This window comes from Streptomyces sp. NPDC049954 (assembly GCF_040656295.1).
GTDB lineage: Bacteria > Actinomycetota > Actinomycetes > Streptomycetales > Streptomycetaceae > Streptomyces.
The window spans coordinates 551,257-577,510 of sequence record NZ_JBFALS010000005.1 but is presented as its reverse complement, the minus strand read 5'-3'; the positions used below and the strand labels follow the sequence as shown (position 1 = coordinate 577,510).

At 74.5% G+C, this 26,254-nt stretch carries 21 protein-coding genes and 1 pseudogene; 9 read left to right on the top strand and 13 right to left on the bottom strand.

What is annotated here, in order from left to right; all coding sequences use genetic code 11:
- On the top strand, positions 1–724 hold a 724-nt coding region (locus AB0J21_RS14490), incomplete at its 5' end, for a transposase (protein WP_363146225.1).
- Positions 725–918: 194 nt separating this feature from the next.
- On the opposite strand, the gene AB0J21_RS14485 is transcribed toward AB0J21_RS14490, so the two are convergent.
- A complete protein-coding gene (locus tag AB0J21_RS14485) occupies positions 919–1,401 on the bottom strand; it encodes a hypothetical protein (protein ID WP_363146224.1) in 483 nt (160 codons plus the stop codon).
- 318 nt (positions 1,402–1,719) lie between these two features.
- Here AB0J21_RS14485 and AB0J21_RS14480 point away from each other — a divergent pair, with 318 nt between their 5' ends.
- Positions 1,720–2,868: an acetyl-CoA C-acyltransferase gene (locus tag AB0J21_RS14480; protein WP_363146223.1), complete on the top strand. Its 1,149-nt coding sequence runs from the start codon at positions 1,720–1,722 to the stop codon at positions 2,866–2,868.
- 265 nt (positions 2,869–3,133) lie between these two features.
- Here AB0J21_RS14480 and AB0J21_RS14475 read toward each other — a convergent pair whose 3' ends face one another.
- The 5 genes from AB0J21_RS14475 to AB0J21_RS14455 all read right to left on the bottom strand — a co-directional run bounded on the left by AB0J21_RS14475 (position 3,134) and on the right by AB0J21_RS14455 (position 8,985).
- Complete coding sequence (locus AB0J21_RS14475) at positions 3,134–3,979, bottom strand: ECF transporter S component (protein ID WP_363146222.1); 846 nt, start codon at positions 3,977–3,979, stop codon at positions 3,134–3,136.
- Positions 3,976–5,754, bottom strand: coding sequence for an ATP-binding cassette domain-containing protein (locus tag AB0J21_RS14470; RefSeq protein WP_363146221.1), 1,779 nt, complete (start codon positions 5,752–5,754; stop codon positions 3,976–3,978). The genes AB0J21_RS14475 and AB0J21_RS14470 overlap by 4 nt, the downstream gene beginning before the upstream one ends.
- Complete coding sequence (locus AB0J21_RS14465; RefSeq protein WP_363146220.1) at positions 5,751–6,986, bottom strand: CbiQ family ECF transporter T component; 1,236 nt, start codon at positions 6,984–6,986, stop codon at positions 5,751–5,753. Before AB0J21_RS14465 ends, AB0J21_RS14470 begins: the two co-directional genes overlap by 4 nt.
- On the bottom strand, positions 6,983–7,627 hold the full coding sequence (locus tag AB0J21_RS14460) for an SCO2322 family protein (protein ID WP_363146263.1): 645 nt from the start codon (positions 7,625–7,627) through the stop codon (positions 6,983–6,985). The genes AB0J21_RS14465 and AB0J21_RS14460 overlap by 4 nt, the downstream gene beginning before the upstream one ends.
- Before the next feature lie 101 nt (positions 7,628–7,728).
- Positions 7,729–8,985 (bottom strand): prenyltransferase/squalene oxidase repeat-containing protein, encoded by a 1,257-nt coding sequence (locus tag AB0J21_RS14455; protein WP_363146219.1) that lies wholly within the window; start codon positions 8,983–8,985, stop codon positions 7,729–7,731.
- A gap of 467 nt (positions 8,986–9,452) precedes the next feature.
- Between AB0J21_RS14455 and AB0J21_RS14450 the strand changes: the two genes are divergently transcribed.
- Genes AB0J21_RS14450 through AB0J21_RS14440 form a run of 3 tightly spaced genes read left to right on the top strand, consistent with a single transcriptional unit; the run spans position 9,453 to position 12,702 of the window.
- Positions 9,453–10,859: a glycosyltransferase family 4 protein gene (locus tag AB0J21_RS14450; protein ID WP_363146218.1), complete on the top strand. Its 1,407-nt coding sequence runs from the start codon at positions 9,453–9,455 to the stop codon at positions 10,857–10,859.
- Positions 10,853–11,614, top strand: a complete 762-nt coding sequence (locus AB0J21_RS14445) for a methyltransferase domain-containing protein (RefSeq protein ID WP_363146217.1) — start codon at positions 10,853–10,855, stop codon at positions 11,612–11,614. Before AB0J21_RS14450 ends, AB0J21_RS14445 begins: the two co-directional genes overlap by 7 nt.
- Positions 11,611–12,702, top strand: coding sequence for a prenyltransferase (locus AB0J21_RS14440; RefSeq protein ID WP_363146216.1), 1,092 nt, complete (start codon positions 11,611–11,613; stop codon positions 12,700–12,702). The genes AB0J21_RS14445 and AB0J21_RS14440 overlap by 4 nt, the downstream gene beginning before the upstream one ends.
- 42 nt (positions 12,703–12,744) lie before the next feature.
- Here AB0J21_RS14440 and AB0J21_RS14435 read toward each other — a convergent pair whose 3' ends face one another.
- The 3 genes from AB0J21_RS14435 to AB0J21_RS14425 all read right to left on the bottom strand — a co-directional run bounded on the left by AB0J21_RS14435 (position 12,745) and on the right by AB0J21_RS14425 (position 15,276).
- On the bottom strand, positions 12,745–13,026 hold the full coding sequence (locus AB0J21_RS14435; RefSeq protein ID WP_363146215.1) for a hypothetical protein: 282 nt from the start codon (positions 13,024–13,026) through the stop codon (positions 12,745–12,747).
- A 128-nt stretch (positions 13,027–13,154) separates the two neighbouring features.
- Complete coding sequence (locus AB0J21_RS14430; protein WP_363146214.1) at positions 13,155–14,132, bottom strand: hypothetical protein; 978 nt, start codon at positions 14,130–14,132, stop codon at positions 13,155–13,157.
- Positions 14,133–14,376: 244 nt separating this feature from the next.
- A complete protein-coding gene (locus AB0J21_RS14425) occupies positions 14,377–15,276 on the bottom strand; it encodes an N-acetylmuramoyl-L-alanine amidase (protein ID WP_363146262.1) in 900 nt (299 codons plus the stop codon).
- 511 nt (positions 15,277–15,787) lie between these two features.
- On the opposite strand from AB0J21_RS14425, the gene AB0J21_RS14420 reads away from it, so the two are divergent.
- Together AB0J21_RS14420 and AB0J21_RS14415 are read left to right on the top strand one after the other, a co-directional pair.
- Positions 15,788–17,437 carry a TlrC/CarA/OleB/SrmB family ABC-F type ribosomal protection protein gene (locus tag AB0J21_RS14420; protein WP_363146213.1) on the top strand — a complete coding sequence of 550 codons (1,650 nt, stop codon included), beginning with the start codon at positions 15,788–15,790 and terminating at the stop codon, positions 17,435–17,437.
- 438 nt (positions 17,438–17,875) lie between these two features.
- A complete protein-coding gene (locus AB0J21_RS14415) occupies positions 17,876–19,978 on the top strand; it encodes an AAA family ATPase (RefSeq protein WP_363146261.1) in 2,103 nt (700 codons plus the stop codon).
- Here AB0J21_RS14415 and AB0J21_RS14410 read toward each other — a convergent pair.
- The gene (locus AB0J21_RS14410; RefSeq protein ID WP_363146211.1) at positions 19,945–20,517 is read right to left on the bottom strand and encodes a TetR/AcrR family transcriptional regulator; all 573 of its coding nucleotides are present in this window, start codon (positions 20,515–20,517) and stop codon (positions 19,945–19,947) included. The two genes, AB0J21_RS14415 and AB0J21_RS14410, sit on opposite strands and share 34 nt — an antisense overlap.
- A gap of 144 nt (positions 20,518–20,661) precedes the next feature.
- Here AB0J21_RS14410 and AB0J21_RS14405 point away from each other — a divergent pair, with 144 nt between their 5' ends.
- The gene (locus AB0J21_RS14405) at positions 20,662–22,131 is read left to right on the top strand and encodes an MFS transporter (RefSeq protein WP_363146210.1); all 1,470 of its coding nucleotides are present in this window, start codon (positions 20,662–20,664) and stop codon (positions 22,129–22,131) included.
- Positions 22,132–22,219: 88 nt separating this feature from the next.
- Here the strand turns inward: AB0J21_RS14405 and AB0J21_RS14400 are convergent, their stop codons facing one another.
- The gene (locus tag AB0J21_RS14400; protein WP_363146260.1) at positions 22,220–22,900 is read right to left on the bottom strand and encodes a class I SAM-dependent methyltransferase; all 681 of its coding nucleotides are present in this window, start codon (positions 22,898–22,900) and stop codon (positions 22,220–22,222) included.
- Positions 22,901–23,036: 136 nt separating this feature from the next.
- Entirely contained in the window at positions 23,037–24,851 is a 1,815-nt protein-coding gene (locus AB0J21_RS14395) for an MFS transporter (protein WP_363146209.1), read from the bottom strand.
- Between the two features lie 449 nt (positions 24,852–25,300).
- Here AB0J21_RS14395 and AB0J21_RS14390 point away from each other — a divergent pair.
- Positions 25,301–25,654: pseudogene (locus tag AB0J21_RS14390) on the top strand (hypothetical protein); the annotation flags it as partial.
- On the opposite strand, the gene AB0J21_RS14385 reads toward AB0J21_RS14390, so the two are convergent.
- Positions 25,570–26,223, bottom strand: a complete 654-nt coding sequence (locus tag AB0J21_RS14385) for a response regulator transcription factor (protein WP_363146208.1) — start codon at positions 26,221–26,223, stop codon at positions 25,570–25,572. The pseudogene AB0J21_RS14390 and the gene AB0J21_RS14385 sit on opposite strands and share 85 nt — an antisense overlap.
- Positions 26,224–26,254 lie beyond the last annotated feature (31 nt).

Below are 26,254 nucleotides of genomic sequence, written 5' to 3'. Positions count from 1 at the left end.
GGAGAAGTGGCAGCTCGCACTCGACATGCTCGACGAGACCCGCTCGTGGGGCATCGAGGTGCCACTGGCCATCGCGGACGCCGGATACGGCGATGTCACGGCCTTCCGGCACGGCGTGCAGGCCCGCGGCCTCAACTATGTGGTGGGCATCTCCACCACCCTGACGGCCCACCCCGGACAAGCCGTGCCGGTGACCGAGCCGTACTCCGGGACCGGGCGCCCACCGGTCGCGAAGTACCCGGACAAGCCACAGCCGGTGAAACAGCTGGTCATCGCGGCGGGCCGCAGGGCGGCAAAGCCGGTGCAGTGGCGTGAGGGCTCCCGGCCCGGCAGAAGTCGCAGCGGCTTCAGACGGATGTACTCGCGGTTCGTGGCCCTGCGGATCCGGCCCGCCGGACGCGAGGTCCGCCAGGCCGCCGACGGCCCGCAACTGCCCGCGTGCTGGCTCCTGGCCGAGTGGCCGGCCGACCAGGGCGAACCCGTTCAGTTCTGGCTCTCCGACCTGCCCGCCGACACCCCGCTGACCACCCTGGTCCGCCTCGCCAAGCTCCGCTGGCGCATCGAACACGACTACCGCGAGATGAAACAGGCCCTGGGCCTGGCCCACTTCGAAGGCCGCACCTACCTCGGCTGGCACCACCACGTCACCCTCGTCTCCGTCGCCCACGCCTTCTGCACCCTGCAACGACTGGCCAGAGCCCCAAAAGACGAGGCGCCGGCCTGAGCCTCTACCAAGTCGTCCGCGAGCTACAGCTCCTCCTCGCGACATGGACCGGCGCCTGCCCCACCTGCCACCGCGACATACCCACACTCACTCCGACCTGACCAAGCCCTACTAGTCAGGAGCGACGGCCGTCACGGGGCCGGGACCAGGTGCGGCGGGGCGGGGCGGTGGCTTCGGTGGCGGCGTCCGGAGAGTCATGGCCGGGCGGCCCGGCGCGGGGGGCCGGCTCCCAGGTCGCGGCGCATGGCCGCGCGCAGCCGGGTGAGCGCGGCCTCGTACGCGGTCCGTCCCCCGGAGTACGCCTCGTCCCCGGCGAGCGTCCCGGCGGCGGCGAGGTCGCGCACGTCCCGCAGGCGGCGGAAGGCGTCCTCGGAGGCGGCGTACACCTCCGGCGTGGCCGTGATCGAGATCTGGTAGCGCATGCCGTAGCACGGGGCGAAGCCCTCACGGGCCGCGCGTTCCCGCTCGGCGGGCGGCAGGTCCAGGTCGCGGGCCAGGCCGCGAAAGGCGTTGCGGGCCCGGGACAGGCAGGCGAGGTAGTCGCCGTACAGGACGCGCCGCACGCCGGTGAGGCGGTCGTCCCGCTCGCGCCGCAGGCGGCCGCGATCGAGCAGAGCGGTGGAGACGGTCGCGATCAGGGCACCGGCCACGGCGCTCAGCAAGGTTGTCCACGGCATGCCTCCGCACAGTAGGAGGCGACCGGGTGTGCCGGAAGGGCGTCGCCGGGCGGGCCGTGGCCGGAAGGCGTCAGGCGCCCGAGCGGGAGACGTCGTGTGCTCGGTCACCGCTCGGCGGCTGTCCGTCAGGGACAGGACCCGGCCGCCGACGAGCCGGTCCCGCTCCAGGCGCGTCGCAGTCCTTTGGCGTTCCGAGCCCGCACGGGTTCCCCGTGTTGGTGCGTGCACGCACCTTGCGGTGCGGTGGCGGGGGTCTGGAGACTGCCCGGGTGGTGCGGGCGGGAGGTCCGGTGCACCGGTGCGAGGAGGCGGGCGGGTGTGGCCGGGGAAGCCGTGGTGGTCGAGGCGGTGCGTACGCCGCTCGGGCTGAGCGGCGGTGACCTGGCCGGGGCGCATCCGGCCCGGCTGCTGGGTCTCGTCTACCGGGAGTTGCTGGAGCGCGCCGGGCCGGGTGCCGGGCGGGTGGACCACGTGGTGTGCGGGACGCAGACGCAGGCGGGGGAGCAGTCCGGCAACGTGGCCCGTACGGCCTGGCTGGCCGCGGGTCTGCCCACGGCCACGGCCGCGACGACCGTGGACTGCCGGGAGGCGTCCGCCCAGCAGGCGGCGCTGCTCTCGGCGGCGCTCGTCATGTCGGGCACGGCGCGGCTCGCCCTGAGCTGCGGGGTCGAGGTCATGTCCCGGATACCGCCGTCCGCCGCCACGCAGCGCGGCCCCGGTCTGCCCAGGCCCCCGGAGTGGACCGCCGGGCTGCCCGGGGAGTTCGACTCGGCGGAGCGCACGGCCCAGGCGTACGGGATAGGGCCGGCCGACGCGCGGGCGGTGGCGCTGCTGTCCCGCGAGCGGGCCTTCGCCGCCCGCGCCGACGGGAGCAGCGCCCGGGAGATCTGCGCCGTTCCGGTCACCGGGGCCGGCCCGCTCGTGACCGCCGACGAGGGGGCGCGGGAGCGGCCGGACCGTACGCGCGTCGCCGGGGAGCGGCCGGTCGTGCCGGGCGGGGTGCACACGGCGGCGAGCACGGCCCCCGCCGGGGACGGCGCCGCCGGACTGCTCTGGACGAGCCCGGGGGCCGCCCGCGAACTGGGGCTGCGGCCACGGGCCCGGGTGGTCGCGCAGGTGACCGTCGGGGTGGACCCGGACCGGTACGTCGACGGGGCCGTGGAGGCGACCCGGATCGCTCTGGGCCGCGCGGGTCTGAAGGCGCGGGACGTGCGCGTGGCCGAGATCGACGAGCCCTTCGCCGCCGTCGTGCTCGGCTGGGCCCGGTCCTTCGGTCTCGACGACGGGCTGGACGGCGTCAACGCGAGGGGCGGGGCCCTCGCCCTGGGCCGTCCCGCAGGTGCGTCCGGAGCCCGGCTGCTGACCACCGCGCTCGGTCGCCTGGCGGACGAGGACCACGAGTTCGCCCTCGTGGCGACGGCGGCCGGGGGAGCGCAGGCGAGCGCGACCGTCCTCCAGCGGATCTAGTGCCACGGAGGCAACGTTCGCCCCGTCGCGACGCCCGGCACGCCCTCTCGCCGCACCGGCCGAAAGCCCAAGTACGTCCAGTACGAGGGCTTCCGGCCGGGGGACCCCCAGAGAGCACGCACCGGACGCCGCTCCTTGACGGGCGAACGTTGCCTGTCGCGGCACCAGCGCGGCACTTCCGGACGCCGGGACGCTGCCGCCGGAAGCTGATGCCCGTCGTCCGCCGCCGGACGCGGCCGTTCACGGCCCGGACGGACGCGACCGCTCACGGTTCGAAGGTGACCGGCGGCTCGAAGGAGGCCCTGCGGGTCGCCCGGCGCAGCGCCTTCAGGACGGCGGGGCCCAGGGTCAGGCTCAGGACGACCGTCAGGACGGCGCGCGGCAGGTCCCAGCCCAGGGAGGTCGCGAGGCAGTACGCGAGGAAACGGCTCAGGTTCTCGCCGAGCGGGTCCCCCGGCACGAAGGACACCCCGGTCGACATGCCGCCGATGTAGGGCCAGCCCTGGAGGTTCATGACCGTGCCGTAGAGCACCGCCGACACCGCCCCGTACGCGGCGAGCAGCAGCAGTTCGCGGAGGCCGCGCAGCGTGCGGGCGCCCGGCAGCAGGCCCGCGCCCATGCCGACCCAGCCCATCGACAGCATCTGGAACGGCATCCACGGGCCCACCCCGCCCGTGAGCAGCGCGGAGGCGAACATCGAGACGGCGCCCAGCACGAAGCCGAAACCGGGGCCGAGGACCCGGCCCGAGAGCACCATCAGGAAGAACATCGGCTCGATGCCCGCGGTGCCCGCGCCCAGCGGGCGCAGAGCCGCCCCGGCCGCCGCGAGGACGCCGAGCATCGCGACGGCCTTCGCGTCGAGACCGCCGTCCGCGATCGCCGCGACCACCACCGCGAGCAGGAGCGGCAGCAGCGCCGCGAACAGCCACGGGGCGTCCCCGGAGTGCGCCACGCCCGAGGCGCCGTCGGCCAGCAGGGGCCAGCCGAAGGCCATCACCCCGACGAGGCTGATCAGCGCGAGCGCGGCCAGGGCCCGGGGCCCCAGGCGTACGGCGCGCACCCGGCGCTGCGCGCGGTCCTCGGGCGGCCTGGGGGCGGCGGGGGCGGTCACGAGCCGTCCTCCAGGGCGCGGGCGACCTGGCCCACGGTGAGCCAGTGCTGCGGGGCGAGGATCTTCGCGGTCTGCGGGGCGAACTGCGGGGAGGACACCACGACCTCGGTGGTCGGGCCGTCCGCGACGATCTCGCCCTCCGCGAGGATCACCACCCGGTGCGCCAGTTCCGCCGCGAGTTCCACGTCGTGCGTCGCGAGGACGATGGCGTGGCCGCGCGCCGCGAGGCCCGTCAGGATCCTCACGAGCCGGGCCTTGGCCGCGTAGTCGAGGCCCCGGGTCGGCTCGTCGAGCAGCAGCAGGGGCGGCGCGGCGGTCAGGACGACGGCGAGGGCCAGCGCGAGCCGCTGCCCCTCGGACAGGTCACGCGGGTGCGCCCGGTCGGGCACCTCGGGCAGCAGCCGGGTGACCAGCGCGCGACAGGTGCCGGGGGCCGCCCCGGCGTCGGCGTCGGCCGCCGCGCACTCGCCGGAGACGGTGTCGGTGTACAGCAGGTCGCGCGGTTCCTGCGGGACGAGGCCCACCCGGCGGACGAGTTCGGCGGGGGAGGCCGCGCGGGGTGCCGAGCCCCCCACCAGGACCGTGCCCGAGTCAGGGGCGAGCAGGCCCACGAGCGCCGAGAGCAGCGTCGACTTGCCCGCGCCGTTGCGCCCCATGAGGGCGACGGTCTCGCCGGGCCGCACGCTCAGATCGACCCCGTGCAGCGCGCGGACCGCGCCGCGCGTGACACCCAGACCCCGCGTACGCGCCGCGAACACGTCCCCGCGAGCGGTGGCCCGACTCTCCCCGGCCCCGGAAGGGGGACGCGTCCGCGTGCCGCGCCGCCGCCACGGCAACAGCGGGCGCCGCCGTACGTCCACCGGCGCCGGGCCCGGCCCGGGAGCCGTCGGCCCGCCGCCGGGGGCCGACAGTCCGGCATCCGGCTCCGCCGCCACGGCGACGGCTTCCGGCGGTACGTGGCCGGTCAGCCGGGCGCGTAGCGGGCCCGCCGCGCGGCGGGCGTCGCGGACGGAGAGCGGCAGCGGGTCCCAGCCGGCCAGGCGGCCCAGGGCCACGACGGGCGGGCGGACCGGCGACTGCGCCATCACCTCGGCGGGCGGCCCCACGACCGGCGCACGGCCCGGGCCCGGCAGCAGCACGACCCGGTCCGCGTACTGCACGACCCGCTCCAGCCGGTGTTCGGCCATCAGGACCGTCGTACCGAGGTCGTCGACGAGCCGGGTCAGCACGGCGAGCACCTCCTCGGCGGCGGCCGGGTCGAGCGCCGAGGTCGGCTCGTCGAGGACCAGGACCTTCGGGTGCGGGGTCAGTACCGAGCCGATCGCGAGGCGCTGGCGCTGACCGCCCGACAGCGTCGCGATGGGCCGGTCGCGCAGCTCGTGCAGGCCCAGCAGGTCGAGGGTCTCCTCGACCCGGCGGCGCATCACGTCGGCGGGCAGCCCCAGCGACTCCATGCCGTAGGCGAGTTCGTCCTCGACGGTGTCGGTCACGAAGTGCGCGAGCGGGTCCTGCCCGACCGTGCCGACCACGTCGGCCAGTTCCCGGGGCTTGTGGGTGCGGGTGTCGCGGCCCGCGACCGTCACGCGGCCGCGCAGCGTCCCGCCGGTGAAGTGCGGCACGAGCCCCGACACCGTACCCAGCAAAGTCGACTTACCGACTCCCGAGGGGCCCACGAGCAGGACCAGTTCGCCCTCCGGAACGGTCAGCTCGATCCCGCTCAGCGTGGGCTCCGGCGCCCCGTCGTACGTCACGGAGACGTTCTCGAAGTGGATCACGGGGTCCTCGCCTCCCTGGGGGCACGTCGACCGGTCGCCGGGTTCTCCGGTGTTGTCGCTTTCGGTGGTTTCGCCGGTCTCGAAGGGCGCGGCGGCGGCGCGGCGGGGGCGGCCACGGCGGGCACCAGCCCCACCAGCACCGCGAGGGCCGGCCACACCGGCAGCGTCGGCGCGGTCAGCGGGACGACGCCCGGGTGCAGCGCCCCGGGCGCGTACCGGCCGGCCAGCACCAGGAGCAGGCCGACGGCCACGCCGGAACCCGACACGAGCCAGGCCCGCACCCCCCACGGATCGGGACGGTAACGGCTGCGGACGCTGCGCCGGCCGCCGAGCCACAGACCGCCCAGCGCCGCCGCGAGCCCCGCGCCCAGCACCGGAAGCGCGTAGGAGGCCCCGGCCGAGGCGAGCAGCCCGTACGTGCCCGCGCACACGCCGAGCAGTCCGCCGAGCGTCAGCGCGGCCGTCGTACGGCGCACCGCGACGGGCACCGAGGCGGTCCGCCCGTACCCGCGCGCGTCCATCGCCGCCGCGAGCGCCACCGAGCGTTCCAGCGCGCCCTCCAGGACCGGCAGCCCCACCTGGAGCAGTCCGCGCAGCCCCCGGTCGGGGCGGCCGCGCAGCCGCCGGGCCGCGCGCAGCCGCCGCACGTCGGCCACGAGGTTCGGTGCGAAGGTCATCGCGACCACGACCGCGACCCCCACCTCGTACAGCGCGCCCGGCAGCGACTTCAGCAGCCGCACCGGGCTGGCGAGGGAGTTCGCCGCGCCCACGCAGATCAGCAGGGCCGCGAGCCGCAGCGCGTCGTACAGCGCGAACAGCAGGCCCTCGGCGGTGACCCGGCCGCCCAGCCGTACCCCGCGCGCCCACTCGGGCAGCGGGATCTCGGGCAGCGTGAAGAGCGTGTGGCTGCCCGGGATGGGCGAACCGAGGAACACCGCGAAGACCAGCCGGATCAGCAGCACCACGAGGCCGAGCCGCACGAAGGCCCCGTACGAACGCGACCAGGGCGCGTCGGTCCTGCGGGCCGCCACGACGTACCCGGCGACCACGACGATCAGCGCGAGCAGCAGCGGATTGGTGGTGCGGGTCGCGGCGGCGGCCAGGCCCAGCGCCCACACCCACCACGCACCGGCGTGCAGCGTCCCGTAGGCGCGGGCGGCGGAGGGCGGGGGCGCCGGGGAGGCCCCGGTCCCCCCGTCCGGTGTGCGTGCCCCCGTGCCGGGGCGGGTCATGCCCGGCGCCGGCGGCGGGTCTGCCACACCGTCCCGGCGGCGAGGACGACGAGCACCCCGATCCCCGCGAACAGGCCGAGAGACGGACCGCCCCCGTCGTCCTTCGCGGGCGCGGCGCTGTCGTGCGGGGCCGGGGAGCGCGTGGCGTCCCGGTGCCCGGGGGCGGCGTCGACCTGCTCGCCGCAACCGGTGCGCGGATAGCCGGAGATCGCGCACAGCAGCGCGGAGGCGTCGTAGCGCAGCGGCTTCGCGACCGCCGCGAGCGCGTCGGCCGCGCTGCCGTCCCGGGCGATCCGCGCGCACGCCGTACGGGGCGCGGGCGGTGTCTCGCCGGACGGGGCGTCGGCCGCCGTCCCGAAGTCGAGGACGAGGGCGATCCGCTTGCGGTCCGCGCGCTGCGGGGTGTCCGCGCAGATCCGCTCGAAGGACGCGGCACCGCGCGGTCGCGCCGAGTCCCGCGAGTCCTCGCTCACCGAGAAGCGGAAGCCCTCGACCGAGCCGTCCCCGGGCCGGGAGATCGCGGGCCCCTGCGTCGCGTACGTCCACGCGGCGCCCGAACGCTCCCAGAACGACCAGTACCGGTAGCCGGTGGCGGCGTTCGCGGGGGAGGCCGCCCCGGTAAGAACGGCGCACAGGGCCAGCGCGGTGGTGAGCACGGCGAGCGCCGCACGCGGCACGCGGCGCGCCCCGCCGCCCCGCGACCGGGACCCGGCGGGAGCGCGCCGCACCGCCACCGCGCGACTCACAGCTGCGACCGCTTCTTGTTGCGGCCGCTGACCAGGAAGCCGATACCGATGCCGACGAACGCGCCGACGCCGACCATCCACCAGGGGCTGATCCCGTCGCCGTCGGCTCCGTCGTCGGCGTTCTTCTGCTCGCCCTCGGCGCTCGGCGTGGGGGCGGCCGAGGCGTCGGCGGGGCCCTCGGCCGCGAGCTTCGCGACGAGGTCGGTGCCGCCGAAGTCGTGCGCGTCGGTGCCGGTCGCCTCGGCGGTCAGGACGAGCTGCGCCCACGCGGCCGGCCCCGTCTGCCCGGCCCACCGCGCGCCGTTCTCCTCCAGCCACGCGAGGGGCTTGCGCGCCTGACCGGTCAGGCCGGCGGCGGTCAGGGCGACCACCGTGTCGGCGGTGTTGCCGACGTCGGGCTGGTCCTTCGCGCCGGGCATCGCCGACATGAGGTGACCGGTCTTCGCGACGGCGGAGGCCAGGTGGGCCGCGCCGTTGCGCGCCGCGTCCCCCACGTCCTTCGGGGCGTGGCAGGCGTACTTCCCGCCCTCGCCGTCCTCGCCCGGACCGGACACGACGAAGCCGTGACCGAGCGCGGCCGTGACGGCGGCGGCCGTGGCGTCGTCGTTGGCCACGAGCTTCTTCGACTTCGGGTCCGGCTGGTAGGCGAAGGCGGCGCCCTCGGCGGGCTTGGCGCCGCACTTCAGCGCGAGGGCGCGCAGCGCGTCGAACGGCGACTGGCCCTTCTCCGACGTGACCGAGCCGGGCTCCTCGCCCATCGCGGCCAGCGCCCCGGCCACCACGGACGTGGAGTTCGCGTCGGAGGCGCCGCCCGGGTTGTAGCTCCAGCCGCCGTCCGCGTTCTGCGTGGACTTCAGCCAGTCCAGGGACTTCTCGGCCTCGGCGCGGTGGCCGCCGACGGCGACGAAGGCCTGCACGGCGGCGGCCGTGGAGTTGGAGTCGACCTTGTCCTTCGCGCCGCAGTCGGCGCCGGGCTTCGCACGGAACGCGGCGTAGGCGCCGTCCGCGCACTGCTGCCCCACGAGCCAGTCGACGGCCGGACGCGGCACCTCGGCCTTCGCGGTGGCGAGGGCGGTCAGCGCGAGGGACTGACGCCACACACCGTCGTACGTCGGGTCCTGTTTGCCGAACAGGCCCTCGGCCTTGGCCGGTATCGCGGACGGGGAGGGGGACGGGGCGGCGACGGCGGGGGACGCGGCCGCGCCCAGAGCGACGGCTGCTGCGGCGAGGGCGGCGCTGCGACGGACGTTCATAGCGGGAGGGATGCCTCTCCTGGCGGGGCCGGGCCGGCGGTTCCGGCTCGCCGCCGGGGCGGCTCACGGGTGCGGGTCAGCGCCGGAACTGCGCCGGCTTGCCCTGGGTGGGGGTGGTCACGACCGGGCCATTTTAGCGGGGCCCCCGGCCGGACGGGGCGGTGCGGGTGGCGGCCCTCCCCGGCCGCGGGACCGCCCGCGGCCGTCCGGGGCGCCAGGACGGGGCGCGAGGGGCCGGACGCGGCCGGAGCGAGCGGCCGGCGGGCGCTCCCCGTACCCGTCCGCACCGGTCCGCGACCGTGGTGCGAATCACCGCTACCGCCCCGCACAGCGTGGCTACCAGCCGGTAGATTCGGTGTCCTGACGATCAACGACGGTCGGGCCGGACGGCCGCGTCCGCAACTTGTTCTAGGTTGTCGGGCGGCGTAATCTCGCCCGGACGTGCAGGAAAAGAGAGGGTGCCTGGAGTGACCGCTGAGGCCCTGGGTGCCCGAGCCGCCGGAGAACGGCCCTTGCGCGTCGCCCTGCTCACCTACAAGGGCAACCCCTTCTGCGGCGGACAGGGCGTGTACGTACGCCACCTCTCCCGCGAACTGGCCCGCCTCGGTCACGAGGTCGAGGTCATCGGCGCCCAGCCCTACCCGGTGCTCGACGAGGGCGTACGCCTGACCGAACTGCCGAGCCTCGACCTCTACCGGCAGCCCGACCCCTTCCGCACCCCGAAGCGGGCCGAGTACCGGGACTGGGTCGACGCCCTGGAGGTCGGCGCCATGTGGACCGGCGGCTTCCCCGAGCCGCTCACCTTCAGCCTGCGGGTCCGCCGCCATCTCGCCGCCCGGCGCGGCGCGTTCGACATCGTCCACGACAACCAGACGCTCGGCTACGGGCTGCTCGGCGGGCCCGGCGCCCTCGGCGCCCCGCTCGTCACCACGATCCACCACCCCATCACCGTGGACCGTGCCCTCGACCTGGCCGCCGCCGAGAACCTCAAACGCCGCCTGTCGGTGCGCCGTTGGTACGGCTTCACGCGGATGCAGAAGCGCGTCGCGCGCCGGCTGCCCTCGGTGCTCACCGTGTCCGGCTCCTCCCGGCAGGAGATCGTCCAGCACCTCGGGGTGCGCCGCGACCGGGTCCACGTCGTCCACATCGGCGCCGACACCGACCTGTTCTCGCCCGACCCGGCCGTGCCCGAGATCCCCGGACGCATCGTCACCACCTCCAGCGCCGACGTCCCGCTCAAGGGCCTCGTCCACCTCGTGGAGGCGCTCGCCGCGCTGCGCGCCGAACATCCCGCGGCGCACCTCGTCGTCGTCGGCAAGCGGGCCGAGGACGGGCCGGTCGCGCAGGCCATCGAGCGGTACGGGCTCGGCGGCGCCGTCGAGTTCGTCAAGGGCATCTCCGACGAGGAACTCGTGCACCTCGTGCGCGGCGCGCAGATCGCCTGCGTCCCCTCCCTCTACGAGGGCTTCTCGCTGCCCGCCGCCGAGGCCATGGCCACCGGCACCCCGCTCGTCGCCACCACCGGAGGAGCCATCCCCGAGGTCGCCGGGCCCGACGGGGAGACCTCCCTCGCGGTCCCGCCCGGGGACGCGGGCGCCCTCGCGCACGCGCTCGGCCGGCTGCTGAAGGACCCCGGCCTGCGGGCCCGGCTCGGCGCGGCCGGACGCGCCCGGGTGCTGGACCGCTTCACCTGGGCCCGCGCCGCGCAGGGCACCGCCGAGCAGTACCGGGCCGCGCTCGACGCCCGGCGCCCCGCCGCCCGGTCCCTCACCGGCGCCCCCGCCCGGACCGTCGCCCCGGCCCCCGCGAGCCGTGCGACGCCCGTGGCCGTCACCACCGCAACCCCTGACCGCGAAAGCAGGTCCACGTGCTGACCGTCGACTTCACCCGCTTCCCGCTCGCCCCGGGCGATCGCGTGCTCGACCTGGGCTGCGGCGCGGGCCGGCACGCCTTCGAGTGCTACCGGCGCGGCGCGCAGGTGGTCGCCCTCGACCGGAACGCCGAGGAGATCCGCGAGGTCGCCACGTGGTTCGCCGCGATGAAGGAGGCCAAGGAGGCCCCCGCCGGAGCGAGCGCCACCGCCATGGAGGGCGACGCGCTCGCGCTGCCCTTCCCCGACGCCTCCTTCGACGTCGTGATCATCTCCGAGGTCATGGAGCACATCCCCGACGACAAGGGCGTGCTCGCCGAGATGGTGCGCGTCCTCAAGCCCGGCGGACGCATAGCGGTGACCGTCCCGCGCTACGGCCCCGAGAAGGTGTGCTGGGCACTGTCCGACGCCTACCACGAGGTCGAGGGCGGCCACATCCGCATCTACCGCGCCGACGAACTCGTCCGCAAGATGCGCGAGGCCGGACTGCGCCCCTACGGCAGCCACCACGCCCACGCCCTGCACAGCCCCTACTGGTGGCTCAAGTGCGCCTTCGGCGTCGACAACGACAAGGCGCTGCCGGTACGGGCGTACCACAAGCTGCTGGTGTGGGACATCATGAAGAAGCCCTTCGCGACCCGCTTCGCCGAGCAGGCGCTCAACCCGGTGCTCGGCAAGAGCTTCGTGGCGTACGCGACCAAACCGCACCTGCCGACCGCGGACGCCGCGCCGCGGGCCGACGCCACGGACCCCGCGTGAGCACCCCCCGGACAGAACACCTCGTGCTGCCCGGGGTCCTCACCGCTCAGGAGGCCGCCGCGACCGTGAGGGGCCTGCTCGGACAGCAGCGGGCCGACGGGGCGATCCCCTGGTTCCGCGGCCACCACCTCGATCCCTGGGACCACACCGAGACCGCGATGGCCCTCGACGCGGCCGGTGAGCACGAGGCCGCCGCCCGCGCCTACGCCTGGCTCGCCCGGCACCAGAACCCGGACGGCTCCTGGTACGCGGCCTACCAGGACGGGGACCACGAGCGGCCCTGCGACCGCGCGAAGGAGTCCAACTTCTGCGCGTACGTCGCCGTCGGCGTGTGGCACCACTACCTCGCCACCGGCGACGACACCTTCCTCGACACGATGTGGCCCGTCGTGTACGCGGCCGTCGAGTTCGTGCTGCGCCTGCAGCAGCCCGGCGGGGAGATCGGCTGGAAGCGCGAGGCGGACGGCACGGCCGTGCCGGACGCGCTGCTCACCGGCTCCTCCTCCGTGCACCAGGCGCTGCGCTGCGCGCTGGCCATCGCCGAGGAGCGCGAGGAACCGCAGCCCGACTGGGAACTCGCCACCGGCACACTGCGCCACGCCGTCCGCAGGCACCCCGAACGCTTCCTCGACAAGTCCCGCTACTCGATGGACTGGTACTACCCGGTCCTCGCGGGCGCCGTCACCGGCGGGGAGGCCGAGCGGCGGATCGCGGAACGCTGGGCCGAGTTCGTGGTCCCCGGGCTCGGCGTGCGGTGCGTCGTGCCCAACCCGTGGGTCACCGGAGGCGAGAGCGCCGAACTCGCCCTCGCGCTGTGGGCCGTCGGCGAGTCCGACCGGGCGCTGGAGATCCTCCAGAGCCTCGGCCGGCTGCGCGACCCCGGGACCGGCCTCTACTGGACCGGGTACGTCTTCGAGGACAAGGCCGTGTGGCCCCGCGAGCAGACCACCTGGACCGCGGGCGCGCTGCTCCTCGCGGTCGCCGCGCTCGGCGGCGACCAGGCGACCTGCGCCGTGTTCAGCGGGGCGGAACTGCCGCGCGGACTCGACGACGCCGACACCACGGCCGACTGCTGCCGCATCCACTGAACTCCCGGACTCCCGTACGCGGGACGCCGGCCGCCCGCGCGGTCAGCGGCTGATCCGGCCGGCGACGGCGTGTCCGACGAACAGGTAGACGACGGCGGCGAGGCCGTAGCCGCACACCACCCGTGCCCACTGCTCGTCGAAGGTGAAGAGGTCACGGGACCAACCGGCGAGGAAGTTCGCCGCGTCGTGGACCCACTGCACCAGGTCGTTGGCGCGGTTCGCGTCCAACAGGTACATGACGATCCACACGACCAGGATGACGGCCAGGACATCGGCTATGAGCGCGATGAGCCGGCCCGCTGCGTTTCCGTTTCGACTGGACATGCACCCCGTCTTGCCGCTTGTGCGTGCGTGAAACCAGTCGGGGGGGCCGTGCGGCAGGTAGGCGAAACGGGGGTGCCCGGCCGTGGTCGGCCAGGCACCCCCGTTCGGGTCGCCCGGGTGGCGCGGGCTCAGCCGCGCTGGATGCCGCTCGTGTCCTGGAGGACGCCGCGCCGCCCGTCCTGGGTCTGGGCGACGAGACCGCTGCCATGCTGGTCGACCGCCAAGTACCAGGTACCGGGGGCCAGTTCGGCGATCGGGGTGGGGGAGCCGTCCTCGCCGTAGAGCTGACGGGGGGCCGGGACCGCGAACCAGAACGGGGCGAACTCGGCCGCCGGAGCCGGTGCGTCCTGCGGTCCGGGCGCGGGCGCCGGAGCCGGAGCGGCCGTCGCCCCGGCCGGCTGCTGACCGGAGTGCTGCTGACCGCCCTGCTGTCCCAGCGGCTGCTGTCCGCCGGGCTGCTGGCCGTACGGCGCGGGGCCGCCCTGCTGGCCGAAGGGCTGCTGCGCCCCGGTGCCGGACGCGGGGCCGTGCTGACCGGGGTAGCCGTAACCACCGGCCTGCGGCTGGCCACCGGGCTGCGGCTGCCCCGGGTAGCCGTACCCGCTCTGCGGCTGACCGCCGTACGGCTGCGGCGTCGCCGGACGCGGCGCACCCAGCAGCGGGGCCTTGAGGGCGGGGACCAGCGGGGTCGCGACGGCGGCCGCCGCCAGCAGCAGGGCGGCGATCAGGCCCAGAATGAGGCCCGCGCCCGCGTCGACGTCCGGCAGGCCGGCCAGGCCGTTGAAGGCGCCCATCGGGTCGAAGAGCGTCCACAGCGCGGTCCACGCGCTGAAGACCGTGAGGGCGACGCCGAACTGGCGCAGCTCGATCCCCGCCACCCGGCGCGGCTGCGACTGCGGCAGCGCCCGCGTGAGGACGACGAGGACGGCACCGGCGATCCCCGCCACGTACACGCCCATCAGCAGCCCGAGGTTGTCCCAGGCGGTGGGCACGTCACTGCAGTTGGGACCGTCGCAGCCATAGGTGTCGAGGAACGAAGCGATGAACAGCAACACCGCTGCTCCGATCACCACGCCGTCGCCTCTTGTCGATGAGCGGATATTCACTTCAGGTCCTTCGTTGGCATGTCGTCGGTGAGGGGGCGGGGAGGCTCACCGCCGGCTGCGGTCCGAAAGCGGCGTCCGGTACGGGAGGTCCCCCGATCTCACCGAGGACCCTACCGTGGGGTACCCGTGCCCGTCCGCCCGGTTCGCGGGCCCGTACGTCCGCCGGCCGTCAGCGGGGCACCGCACGGCGCGGCGGGGCGGCCCCGCTCCGGTCCCCGTTCCCGGCCCCCGCTCCCGGGTCCTCTCAGGACTTCTCCAGGAACGCGGCGATGCCGCCCGCGATGCCGGAGGCGGCCTTCTGCCGCCACGCCGCGCTCGTCACCAGGGCCGCGTCCTGCGCGTCCCGCATGTTCCCGCACTCGATGAACACCTTCGGCACCCGCGACAGGTTGAGCCCGCCGAGGTCCTCGCGCACGTCCAGGCCCGTACCGCCGCCGATGTAGTTGGAGGGCGCGCTGCCGGTCTCCTTGACGAAGGCCCCGGCCAGGCGTTCGCCCAACTCCTTCGACGGGCCGGTGATCTCGCGGGTGTCGGCCTTCCCCGCGTGCACCGGGGCCGGGAGGATCACGTGGAAACCGCGCTGCCCGGGGCCCGCCCCGTCGGCGTGCACCGACACGACGGCGTCCGCCTCCGCCGCGTTCCCGATCCGGGCGCGCTCGTCCACGCACGGGCCCCACGGCCGGTCCCCGTCCTGGGTCAGCGTGACCTTCGCGCCCTGCTGCTCCAGCAGCTCGCGGGCCCGGCGGGCCACGTCGAGGGTGAAACTCCCCTCGGCGTAACCGGCGTTGGTCGAGGTCCCCGTCGTGTCGCACTCCTTGCGGCCGTTGCCCACGTCCACCTGGCGGCCGATCTCGGTGGTGTGCAGCCGGTTGCCGTTGTTGTGGCCGGGGTCCAGGACCACGACCTTCCCGCTGAGCGGGCCGGTGAGCGCGGGCCGCGCGGCCCCCGTGGCGGAGGCCCCCGCCCCGCTCCTGGCCTCCGGTGACGCGTCCTTCCCGTCGGTCCCGTCGGTCCCGGGAGAGGGGCGGGCGCTGGAGCTGCCGGAGGGCCCCGGCGCGGTCGCCCCGTCGTCCTCGCCGCCGGGGCCGACCACCCCGTAGACGATCCATCCGGCGAGCGCGGCGGGCACCACGACGGCCGCCACCGTCGCGAGGCGCCGGGCCGTGGAGGAGCGCTGCCGGGGTGCGGGGTCCTGAGGGAAGCCCGGATAGTCGTACGACACGACCGCGATGCTAGTGCCTCGGCGGGCGATGTTCGCCTCGTCGCGGGCGCCCCGGTACGCACGCGCGCCGCACCGGCCGAAAACCCGGGCGCGTCCAGTGCTGGAGCTTCCGGCCCGGCACTTCCCCCAGCCTCCGGCCGAGGGCCCCCGGGGTCGGCCGCGGGGAATGGCCCGCCTCCACCGCGCCTTTCTGCCACCTCGTCGAAGAAACGGCTTGCCGCCCCACGGATTCCCCGTCTATGGTGCTGCGCATGGGTTCTCTGTGATATTCCCCGTGCGGCCGCGTTGAGCTCGGCTCCGTCGTCGCGCGTTCTCATCCGTGCTTCCGCTCTCCTGTGATGCCGTCTGTCCGGCGTGCCACGGAGTGTTTCCGGCGTGCGCGGATGCGTCCATTCACCCGTGCCGATCGGCCTGGCCGAGAACAGGGGACTCGATGCTTACCGCACAGCTATCTCTTCAGAACGTCACCCGCCGCTACGACGACCACATCGTGCTGGACGACGTGTCCTTCAGCGTCAAGCCGGGTGAGAGGGTCGGTGTGATCGGCGACAACGGAGCCGGGAAATCCACCCTGCTGCGACTGATCGCCGGGCAGGACGGGCCCGACGACGGTGAACTGACCGTGATCGCACCGGGCGGCTCGGGCTATCTGGCCCAGTCGTTGGCCCTGCCCCCCGAGGCCACCGTCCAGGCCGCGGTGGACATGGCCCTCGCCGACCTGCGTGAACTCGAAGCGGCGATGCACCACGCCGAAGCCGGACTCACGGGCCTGGCGGGGGCGGAGCTCACCACCGCGCTGGCTGCCTACGCCCACCTGGTCGCCCAGTACGAGGCGCGCGCCGGCTACGAGGCCGATGCCCGGGTGGACATCGCCCTGCACGGGCTCGGCCTGCCGGGTCTGGCCCGGGACCGGACCCTGGGCACCCTGTCGGGCGGTGAGCGAGCACGGCTGGCGCTGGCCGCGACCTTGGCGTCCCAGCCGGAGCTGTTGCTGCTGGACGAGCCGACCAACGACCTGGACGACCAGGCGGTGGGCTGGCTGGAGGCACACCTGCGGGCGCATCGCGGCACGGTGCTCGCGGTCACCCATGACCGGGTGTTCCTGGAACGGGTCACCACCACGATCCTGGAGGTGGGCGAGGGCAAGGTGACGCGTCACGGCGACGGTTACCACGGCTACCTCGCCGCCAAGGCCGCCGAGCGACGGCGCCGCCTGCAGGAGTACGCGGAGTGGTGCGCGGAGCTGGCCCGCAACCAGGAGCTGGCCGCGACGAACGTGGCACGGCTGGAGGCGATCCCGCGCAAGGTGCCGCTTTCCGTGTTCGGCCACGGCGGCTTCCGGGCCCGTGGCCGTGGTCACGGGGCGATGGTCCGTATCCGCAACGCGAAGGAGCGTGTCGAACGGCTGACGGGCGATCCGGTCGCACCGCCGCCCGAACCGCTGGTGTTCGCCGCCCGGATGACCACCGCCGACGGCCGGACCTCGCAGGCCGCGGCGGAACTCACCGGCATCCGTGTCGGGGACCGGCTGCACGTGCCGTCGCTGCGGATCGGCGGCGAGGAGCGGCTGTTGGTCACCGGGCCCAACGGGGCCGGCAAGACCACGCTCATGCGGGTGCTGGCGGGTGAGCTGCGGCCCGATGAGGGGGCGGTGCGCACGCGGGGCCGGGTCGGGCACCTGAGACAGGAGGAGACACCCTGGCCGCCCGGCCTGACAGTCCCACAGGCGTTCGCTCACGGCCGCGGGGGCGAACTGGACGAGCACATCGACCAGCTGCTGTCCCTCGGCCTGTTCAGCCCTGCCGACCTGCGCCTGAAAGTGGGCGAACTGTCCTACGGGCAAAGGCGCCGGATCGAACTGGCCCGCCTCGTCAGCGAGCCCGTCGACCTGTTGCTGCTGGACGAGCCCACCAACCATCTCTCCCCCGTCCTGGTCGAAGAACTGGAAGGAGCCCTGGCCTGTTACCGAGGCGCGGTCGTCGTCGTCACCCACGACCGCCGGATGCGAACCCGCTTCACCGGCAGGCACGTGGAACTGAACGCCGGCCACGTCGCACCGTTCCAGGAGACCGCAGCGGGCTGAAGTCCACAGGTCACCGGCGGCATCGGTGCATCGGTGCGACCGTCGCCCGGCATCCGGCCGCGGACGGCGCCGACGAACCGACGTCTCTCGGCCCCACGTCCAGCCGGATCCTGTCCCGGCCGGCCGGGTACATCGAGGCAGATCACTTCCCGGCCGTCGAGGATCAGGCGGCACAGACCGCCGCGCGCCTCCGGCTTCGGCCCGATTCGCTCAAGGGTCATTCCGTCCAGCATTCCGATATAGGGAGCAGCCGAATGCGCGACACGTAAATGGGGTCGGCCGTCATGGTGCCGGCCAGCGGGGCATAGTCCCGACAAGTAAGTCAAGACTTACCTTTGGGGAGCTCCGCTCGTATGGTGTGGGTCGAATCGAAGGAGCTTCTTGTTGTCGAAGAAAAATGATTCTGCTGTGCGTGCGGTTGCATCGGAGCAGGATTATGTGTCCTCGTTGTACGCGGTGCTCACCGAGCGGATTTCCGAGGCACGAGCGCAGAGAGCGAGTGTGCTGAGGGCCCCGGCCGGCGGCGCCGGTGAGACATACGAGAGGGAAATCGCCGCCGAACGTCTGGCCAAGGAAATCGGCCGGCTGGAGGGCGCCGAAAAAGGGCTGGTCTTCGGACGCGTCGACTGGACGGACGGCACCGCCCTGCGCATCGGACGGATCGGGCTGCACACGGAGGACGACGACCTGCCGCTGCTCGTGGACTGGCGCGCGAACGCGGCGCGGCCCTTCTACGAGGCGACACCGGTCCACCCGATGGACCTGCGGCGCCGCAGGCACCTGCGCATCGAGGACCGCACCGTCGTCTCGGTGAGCGACGAACTGCTGGACGGGACCGCCCCGACCCACGAGGACGTCGTGGGGGACGGCCCGCTGACCGAGGCCCTGTCGGCCGGGCGCACGGGCAGGATGCACGCCGCCGTCGCGACGCTGCAGGCCGAGCAGGACGAGATCGTCCGTTCCCCCCACCGGGGGGTGACCGTGGTGCAGGGCGGGCCCGGCACCGGCAAGACGGTCGTCGCCCTGCACCGGGCGGCCTACGTCCTGTACGCCTTTCCGCGCGCCGCGGAAGAGGGGGTCCTGGTAGTGGGGCCGAACGCCCGGTTCCTCGACTACATCTCCCAGGTCCTTCCCTCGCTGGGAGAGAACGACGTGGTTCTGGCGACCTGCCAGGAGCTGGCCGGAGTGTCCACGCAGGCGGCGGACCCCTTCGGCACGGCACGTCTCAAGGGCGGCTGCGGTCTCGCCGACGCCCTGGCCGGCCTGGTGCGCGTCCACCAGGCCCCCGCCGGGGACTTCACCGTGCGGGTCGGTCAGGAAATGGTCCACCTGCCCGAGTCCGAAGTGGCCGCGGCACGCGTCGCCGCCGTGGCGGCCGCACCGGGGCACAACCCCGCGCGCCAGGTGTTCAAGGAGCTCCTGGCCGATGCCGTCGCCGATGCGATGCAGCGGGACATGGGCGACGTCCTGGAGCGGATCGACGCCGACACCGAGAAGATGACGGGCCTGAACCTCGACCGGTTCACGGGGGCCGCCCAGCGCCGTGCCGAAGGCGCGGCCACCCCGGAACCGGCCCACGAACTGGACCTGGACGCCATCCGGGCCGACCTCCTCGACGACGCCGGCGTCGACCGGGCGGTCGAGGCGCTGTGGCCGCGGCTCCTGCCGGGCGGTCTCGTGAAAGAGCTCCTGACGGACGCCGGCGCCCTCGCCGAGCACCTGCCCGGCATGACGGTGCAGGAGCGGTCCCTGCTGTTGCGAGGTCCGGACGACCCGTGGACCGCCGCCGATGTCCCGCTGCTGGACGAGGCGGCGAGCCTGGTCGAGGGTCCCCCCGAGCGGACGTACGGGCACGTCGTCGTCGACGAGGCGCAGGAACTGACCGCCATGCAGTGGCGGATGATCGTCCGCCGTTGCCCGGCACGAGCGATGACCCTGGTGGGCGACTTCGCCCAGGCAGGCCCCCTCGCGACAGCGCGCGACTGGACGGAAGCGCTGAGTCCCCACGTCGGACCGCGGTTCACCCTGCACAACCTGACGGTCAGTTACCGCACCACCCAGGAGATCCTGGAGAGCGTCCGGGACCTGCTCACGCGGATCGCTCCGGACCAGAAGCCCACCCGGTCACTGCGAAGCGGTGAGAGCCCGCGCTCCGTGACCACCTCTGCGGACGGGGCGGTCAGCGCCGTCGTCCAGGAACTCCGCGCGCAGAGCGCCGCGCACCCGGACGAGCTTCTGGGGGTGATCTGCGCGGACACCAGGGTGGGCGAGCTGACGGCCCGGGGCGTCGGGCACCTCGCACGCATCGTGCCGGCGTCCGAAGCGCGCGGCCTGGAGTTCGACGGGGTCGTCGTCATGAACCCCGAGGAAATCGTCACGGCCCGCCCCGGTGGGGAGAGGGACCTGTACGTGGCCCTGACCCGGGCCACCAAACGCCTCTGCTCCGTCACCGCTGAGCCCGCCCGGCGCCTCCACGCCCGCGTTGACGCCGAGGGCGCGTCCGGCGCTCACAGCAGCCGGTCGACGAGCCCGTCGACATAGTCCGAAGTGAGCTCCATGCCGAACAGGACGCGGATGTACATCGGGGCGAGGACGTGGTCCAGCACGTCGAGGGCGTCGGGGGGCCGCTCGCCGCGTTCGACGGCGCGGTCGAGCATGGACTGCAACTGCCGGACGCGTTCGTCGCGGAGGCCGTCACGTGCCTGCCGGCCCGGCCGGCCTTGCTGACCGGTGCCGGCGAGGGCGACGGCGAGGTGCACGAGTGCCAGGCCGTCGGGTCCGGTGATCTCGCGCGCGACGTTGGCCGCGTAGGCGTGCAGGTCGCCGGCGAGGCTTCCGGTGTCGGGCATGGGTGAACGCGCGTTGAGGCGGGTGAGCGTCACCTCGGAGAGAAGGTCCTCCAGGCTGCCCCACCGGCGGTAGATGCTGCTGTCGGCCACACCTGCGCGGGCGGCGACCTCTCCGACGGTGAAGTGGCCGTAACCCCGCTCACTGATCAGAGCGGTCACCGCCTGATGCACCTGTGCGCCGACGCGGGCGCTGCGCCCGCCGGGCCGCCGGGCTCGCTGTTGTTCGTTCATGCCCCCACCTTAACGCAGTCAGTACTTGCGTTTACGGGTGACCCTTCGTATAGTCCACTAACGCAGCCACTGACTGCCTTAATGCGTCCGGGGCTCACCACGCCCGTCGTGGCCGGGCGCAATCGACGATCGAGAGGAATCTCCATGGCTGCATCGCCTGCGACAGTGGGCAGCCGGCCGAACCGGGCCGTGCTGCTCACGGTGACCTGCCTGGGCCAGTTCATGGTCCTGCTCGACAACACGATCGTCGGAGCGGCGCTGCCGGACATGCAGCACCGACTCCACACGCAACTGACCGGCCTGCAATGGATCGTCGACGCCTACGTGCTCCTGGTCGCCATGCTGCTCCTGTCCGGTGGCGTCTTCGCCGACCGGTTCGGCCGCAAGCGGGTGTATCTGACCGGTGTGGCGGTGTTCACCGCCGCGTCACTGGTCTGTGCTCTCGCGCCCTCGGTCAGCTGGCTGATCACCGGCCGGGTCCTGCAGGGCGTCGGAGCCGCGGCACTCGCCCCCGCCTCGCTCGCCCTCCTCGCCGCCGCGCATCCCCTGCCGCAAGAACGCGTCAAGGCGATCGGACTGTGGGCCGGACTCAGTGGAATCGGCCTCGCCGCAGGGCCCGTGGCCGGCGGCGTGCTGACCCAGGCCTTCGGCTGGCCCGCCATCTTCCTCGTCAATCTGCCCTTCGGTGTGGGCCTTCTGCTGGTCGGCCTGCGCCACCTCGGCGAGTCCCGCAACCCGGACGCCCCCGCGATCGACATCCCCGGAACGGCACTGTCCATCCTGACCGTGGGCGTGCTGACCTACGGCCTGATCGAGGGCGGCGCCCGCGGCTGGGCGTCACCGGAGATCCTGGGCTGCTTCGCCGCCGCGGTGATCCTCCTCGCCGCCTTCATCGCCGTCGAGGGCCGCCGCGCCGCGCCCATGCTGTCCCTGCGGCTGTTCAGGCAGCGCCTGTTCACCGTGTCCAACACCGCCATGGTCGTGGTCGGGTTCGCCCTCATGGGCTCCTCGTTCTTCTTCTCCCAGTTCTTCGTCTACGTCCAAGGCAGCTCGATCCTGCGTGCCGGCCTGCAGACCCTGCCCCTGTCCCTCGCCATGGTGGTCGTCAGCCCGTACGCGGGACGACTCGCCGCCCGATACGGCTTCCGCCGCGTGGTCACCACCGGCCTCGCCCTGGCCGGCCTGGGGCTGCTGGCGCTCGGCACCGTCCACGCCGGCACCGGCTACGTGAACGTGTGGTGGCGCCTGGCAGTCGCCGGCGCCGGATTCGCCCTGGCCATGTCCCCCCTCACGGGAGCCGCCATCCAAGCGGTCAGCCCGCAGGAAGGCGGCCTGGCGTCCGGCGTCAGCAGCACCACCCGGCAGATCGGCGCGGTGCTCGGCGTAGCGCTACTCGGAGCGATCGTCCGCACCCGGCAATCGGGCGGTGCCTCCTTCGAGGCCGGCATCAACAGCGCCTTCCTCGCCGCGGGCGTCATCACCTCGGCCACCGCCGTGTTCACCGGACTGTGGCTGGCAAGGCCCAAGCCTGCGGAGGGCTCCGCAGTACCGCGACGTTCCACCGCTCCAGATGCGGTCACGACGTCGAACGACGTACCCTCGGCCAGCCGTTGACGGTGACACCGGCCATGGCCGGGGGCCGGCGAACGTCCCCCGGGCGCGGGACACCAGGGCCTGCCCCGGACGCAGCCGGCCCCTCGGGTCAGGCGGCCGGGGCCGGCGTGCGGCGGCGCAGGACGCGCAGCGAGTCGACCGTGCGCACCTCGTCGAACTCCCCGGACTCCACCGCGCGCCGCCAGATCCGGTACGGGGCCTGGCCGCCGTCCGCCGGATCGGGGAACACGTCGTGGATCACGAGCAGACCGCCCCCGGCGAGCTTCGGGGACCAGCCCTCGTAGTCGGCGTTCGCGTGCGCGTCGGTGTGGCCACCGTCGACGAAGACCAGCCCGAGCGGCTGCCCCCACACGGCCGCGACCTGCGGGGAGCGGCCGACGACCGCCACGACGTGCTCCTCCAGGCCCGCGCGGTACAGCGTGCGGCGGAACTGCGGGAGGGTGTCCATGACGCCCAGTTCCTCGTCCACCGTGTGCGGGTCGTGGTACTCCCAGCCGGGCTGCTGCTCCTCGCTGCCCCGGTGGTGGTCCACCGTCACCACGCTGACCCCGGCGGCCCGCGCCGCGTCCGCGAGCAGCAGGGTGGAGCGCCCGCAGTACGTGCCGACCTCCAGGAGCGGCAGCCCGAGCGCCCCCGCCTCGACGGCCGCCGCGTACAGCGCGAGCCCCTCGTGGCGCGGCATGAACCCCTTCGCGGCCTCGAAGGCGGCGAGCACCTCGGGGGCGGGCCCGGGGGGCTCGGGGGAGGGGGAGGACTGGGGCTCGGGCATCTCGGGCATGCGGTCTCTCTTCTCCACGCCGCGCGGGGCGGCGTGCCGGTGTGCACGGTCGGTACGCCGCATCGTGTCGTACGGCGTCCCCGGCCCGCGCGCCGGGTCCCGCCGGCCCGCCCCGCCCCGCCCCGCCTCAGCCGTGGCCGACCGGCTCCGCGTCCTCGCGCCGGTCCCGCAGCGGCGCGAGGACGAGCGGTACGACGCAGGTCGCCCCGCCGCCCTCGTACGACACGGCGGCGGCGCGCGGGGTGTGGCCGCCGGCCCGGCAGGCCACGACGTACGGGCCCGGGGTGAAGGCCGGCAGCGCGTAGCGGCCCTCCGCGTCGGTCGTGGTCAGCCCCGCCTGCCGGCCGTGCCGGTCGATGAGCGTCACGGTGGCCCGCGCCATCGGAGCGCCCCGCGCGCTGCGCACCCGGCCGCGGAAGCCGCTGAAGCCGTCCGGGATCAGCGCCTCGTCCGCCCGCTCCGCGGACGCCGTGACCAGCGTGAGCCGGGCCGACTTCGCCGCGCCGGGCAGGAACGCGGCGAGGACCATCCCGCCGAGCACCGCGCACGCCGCGATCACGAAGGAGGTGCGGATACCGCCGAGCGAGGGCACCGTCGTCCCGTCCGAGACCACCGTCATGTGCGCGAGCACCATGCCGATCACCGCGCTGGAGACCGAGGTGCCGATGGACCGCATGAGGCTGTTGAGGCCGTTCGCCGCGCCCGTGTCCTCGGGCGGCACGGCCGCGATGATCAGGGCGGGCAGCGAGGAGTAGGCGAGGCCGATACCGGCGCCGACGAGGACCGAGATCAGCACGGTCTGCCACGGGGTGTCCAGCAGGCCGAGCCCCGCGCCGTACCCGACGGCGATGACGCCGAGGCCCAGCAGCAGCGAGACCTTCGGCCCGCGTCTCGCGGCGATCCGCGCGTACAGCGGGGCCGTCAGCATCATCGTCAGCCCCAGCGGAGCCACGCACAGCCCCGCCACGACCATGGAACGGCCGAGCCCGTAACCGGTCGACTCGGGCAACTGGAGGAGCTGCGGCAGTACGAGCGAGATCGCGTAGAAGGCGACCCCGACCATGACCGAGGCCAGGTTCGTCAGCAGCACCTCCCGGCGGGCCGAGGTCCGCAGGTCCACCAGCGGGGCGCTCAGGCGCAGTTCCGCCCAGCCCCAGCCCAGCAGGATCAGCACGGCGGCGGCGAACAGCCCGAGCGTGCGGCCCGAACCCCAGCCCCACTCGCTCCCCTTGGTGACCGGCAGCAGCAGACACACCAGCCCCAGCGTCAGCCCGAGCGCGCCCGGCAGGTCGAAACGGCCCTCGGCGCGCAGCGCGGGCTCCGGGACGCACAGCAGCGTCAGCACGATCGAGAGGAGGCCGAGACCGGCGGCGCACAGGAACAGGGCGTGCCAGTCGGCGTGCTGGGCGACGAGCGCCGCACCCGGCAGCGCGAGACCACCGCCGACCCCGATCGAGGAACTCATCAGCGCCATCGCCGAACCGAGCCGTTCGCGCGGCAGTTCGTCCCGCATGATCCCGATGCCGAGCGGGATCGCGCCCATCGCGAACCCCTGGAGGGCCCGGCCCGTGATCATCACGACCAGCGAGTCGGTGAACGCGCACACCAAGGAGCCGCACACCATCACGGCGAGGCTCACCAGCAGCATCCGCCGCTTCCCGTACAGGTCGCCGAGCCGCCCCATGACGGGGGTGGCGACCGCGCCCGCGAGCAGCGTCGAGGTCATGACCCAGGTGGCGTCGGCGGGGGCCGCGCCGAGGAGGACGGGCAGGTCCTTGATGACGGGCACGAGCAGGGTCTGCATGACGGCCACCGCGATACCGGCGAAGGCGAGGGCCGCGACGGTGGCGCGGGGGCGGGGACGCGGCGGTGCGGCGGTCCGTCCGGATATCCGGGGCAGGCCCCGGCGGGACCCGTCGTGCGAGGGCGAGGGCTGCGACATCTGAGAGGGCCTCCCGGGGGTGAACGGCCACGGCACGCCGCCCTCGGCCGGTCGCGCCGGAGGGCGGCGATAGATGCGGAGTGAAAGTGGTTCGGTACGGAGCGTAGGGCCCCGTGGTCGCGGTGGCGGGGGGCGATCTTGGTCGCACGGAAGCGGGAGGGGCGTTCAGCGGGGACGGCTGTGCGCCCCCTGAGACGGGTTGTCGCCCCCGGAGGCGGGCCGCCGCTCCCTGAGACGGGTTGTGCGGCGCGAAGGGGGCGCGCGGAGGAGGCCGGCGGGGTGGACGGCTCACGGCGGCCGGGGCGGTGCGAGGTGCGCGGTGCGGGTGGGGTGGGTGCGCCGGATGCGGCGGGCGGGGCGCGGCGGGCGCGGTGGGCGCGGGGCGCCTCGAAGGGCGCGGGGCGGAGCCCGGCACGCCGGCACCGGTGCCGCGTCCCCGGCGCCGAGTCCCCGGTGCCGCCGGACTCGTCTCCGGGCTCGTCACCACCTCCCGCACCATGGGCGCCGCCCTCGGCCCCGCCGTCCTCTCCACCGTCGCAGCCTCCCGCACCGCCGGAGGAAGGGGCCCGCAGGCGCTCAATTCCGGCTACGCGCCGGCCTTCCGGGTCAGCGGCTGTGTCCTGGCCGGCGCCGCCCGGCGCCCGTGCCCGAGGCCGCCGTCGCGTCACCGGCGACAGGGGACTGCCACCGCGCCCGCCCGGGCGCCGTACGACCCGCGTCACAGCCAGCCGCGCCGGCGCGCCTCGCGCACCGCCTCCATCCGGTTGCGGGTGCCGGTCTTGCCGATCGCCGAGGACAGGTAGTTGCGCACCGTCGACTCCGACAGCCGCAGCCGCAGGGCGATGTCCGCGACCGTCGCACCGTCGGTGGCGGCGTTCAGCGCCTGCGCCTCGCGCGGGGTCAGCGGACTGGGGCCCGCGCTCAGCGCGGCCGCCGCGAGCGCCGGGTCGATCACCGTCTCCCCGGCCAGCACCCGCCGCACCACGCCCGCCAGTTCCTCCACCGGCCCGTCCTTCACGAGGAAACCGGCCGCGCCCGCCTCCATCGCACGCCGCAGGTACCCGGGCCGCCCGAAGGTCGTGAGGATCACCACCCGGCAGTCCGGAGCGGCCGTACGCAGCTGCGCCGCCGCGTCCAGACCGCTGCGGCCCGGCAACTCGATGTCCAGCAGCGCCACTTCGGCGGCCGACTCGCGGGCGGCCGGCACGATCTCGTCCCCGGAGGCGACCTGCGCCACGACCTCGATGTCCTCCTCCATGCCGAGCAGCAGGGCCAGCGCGCCCCGCATCATGCCCTGGTCCTCAGCGAGCAGCACCCGGATGGGGCGCGCGCCCGGGGCGCCGCCCGCCGTGGGTTCCTCCGTCGTCGTCACCGCGTCAGCGTAGGCGGACCGGCCCCCGGCG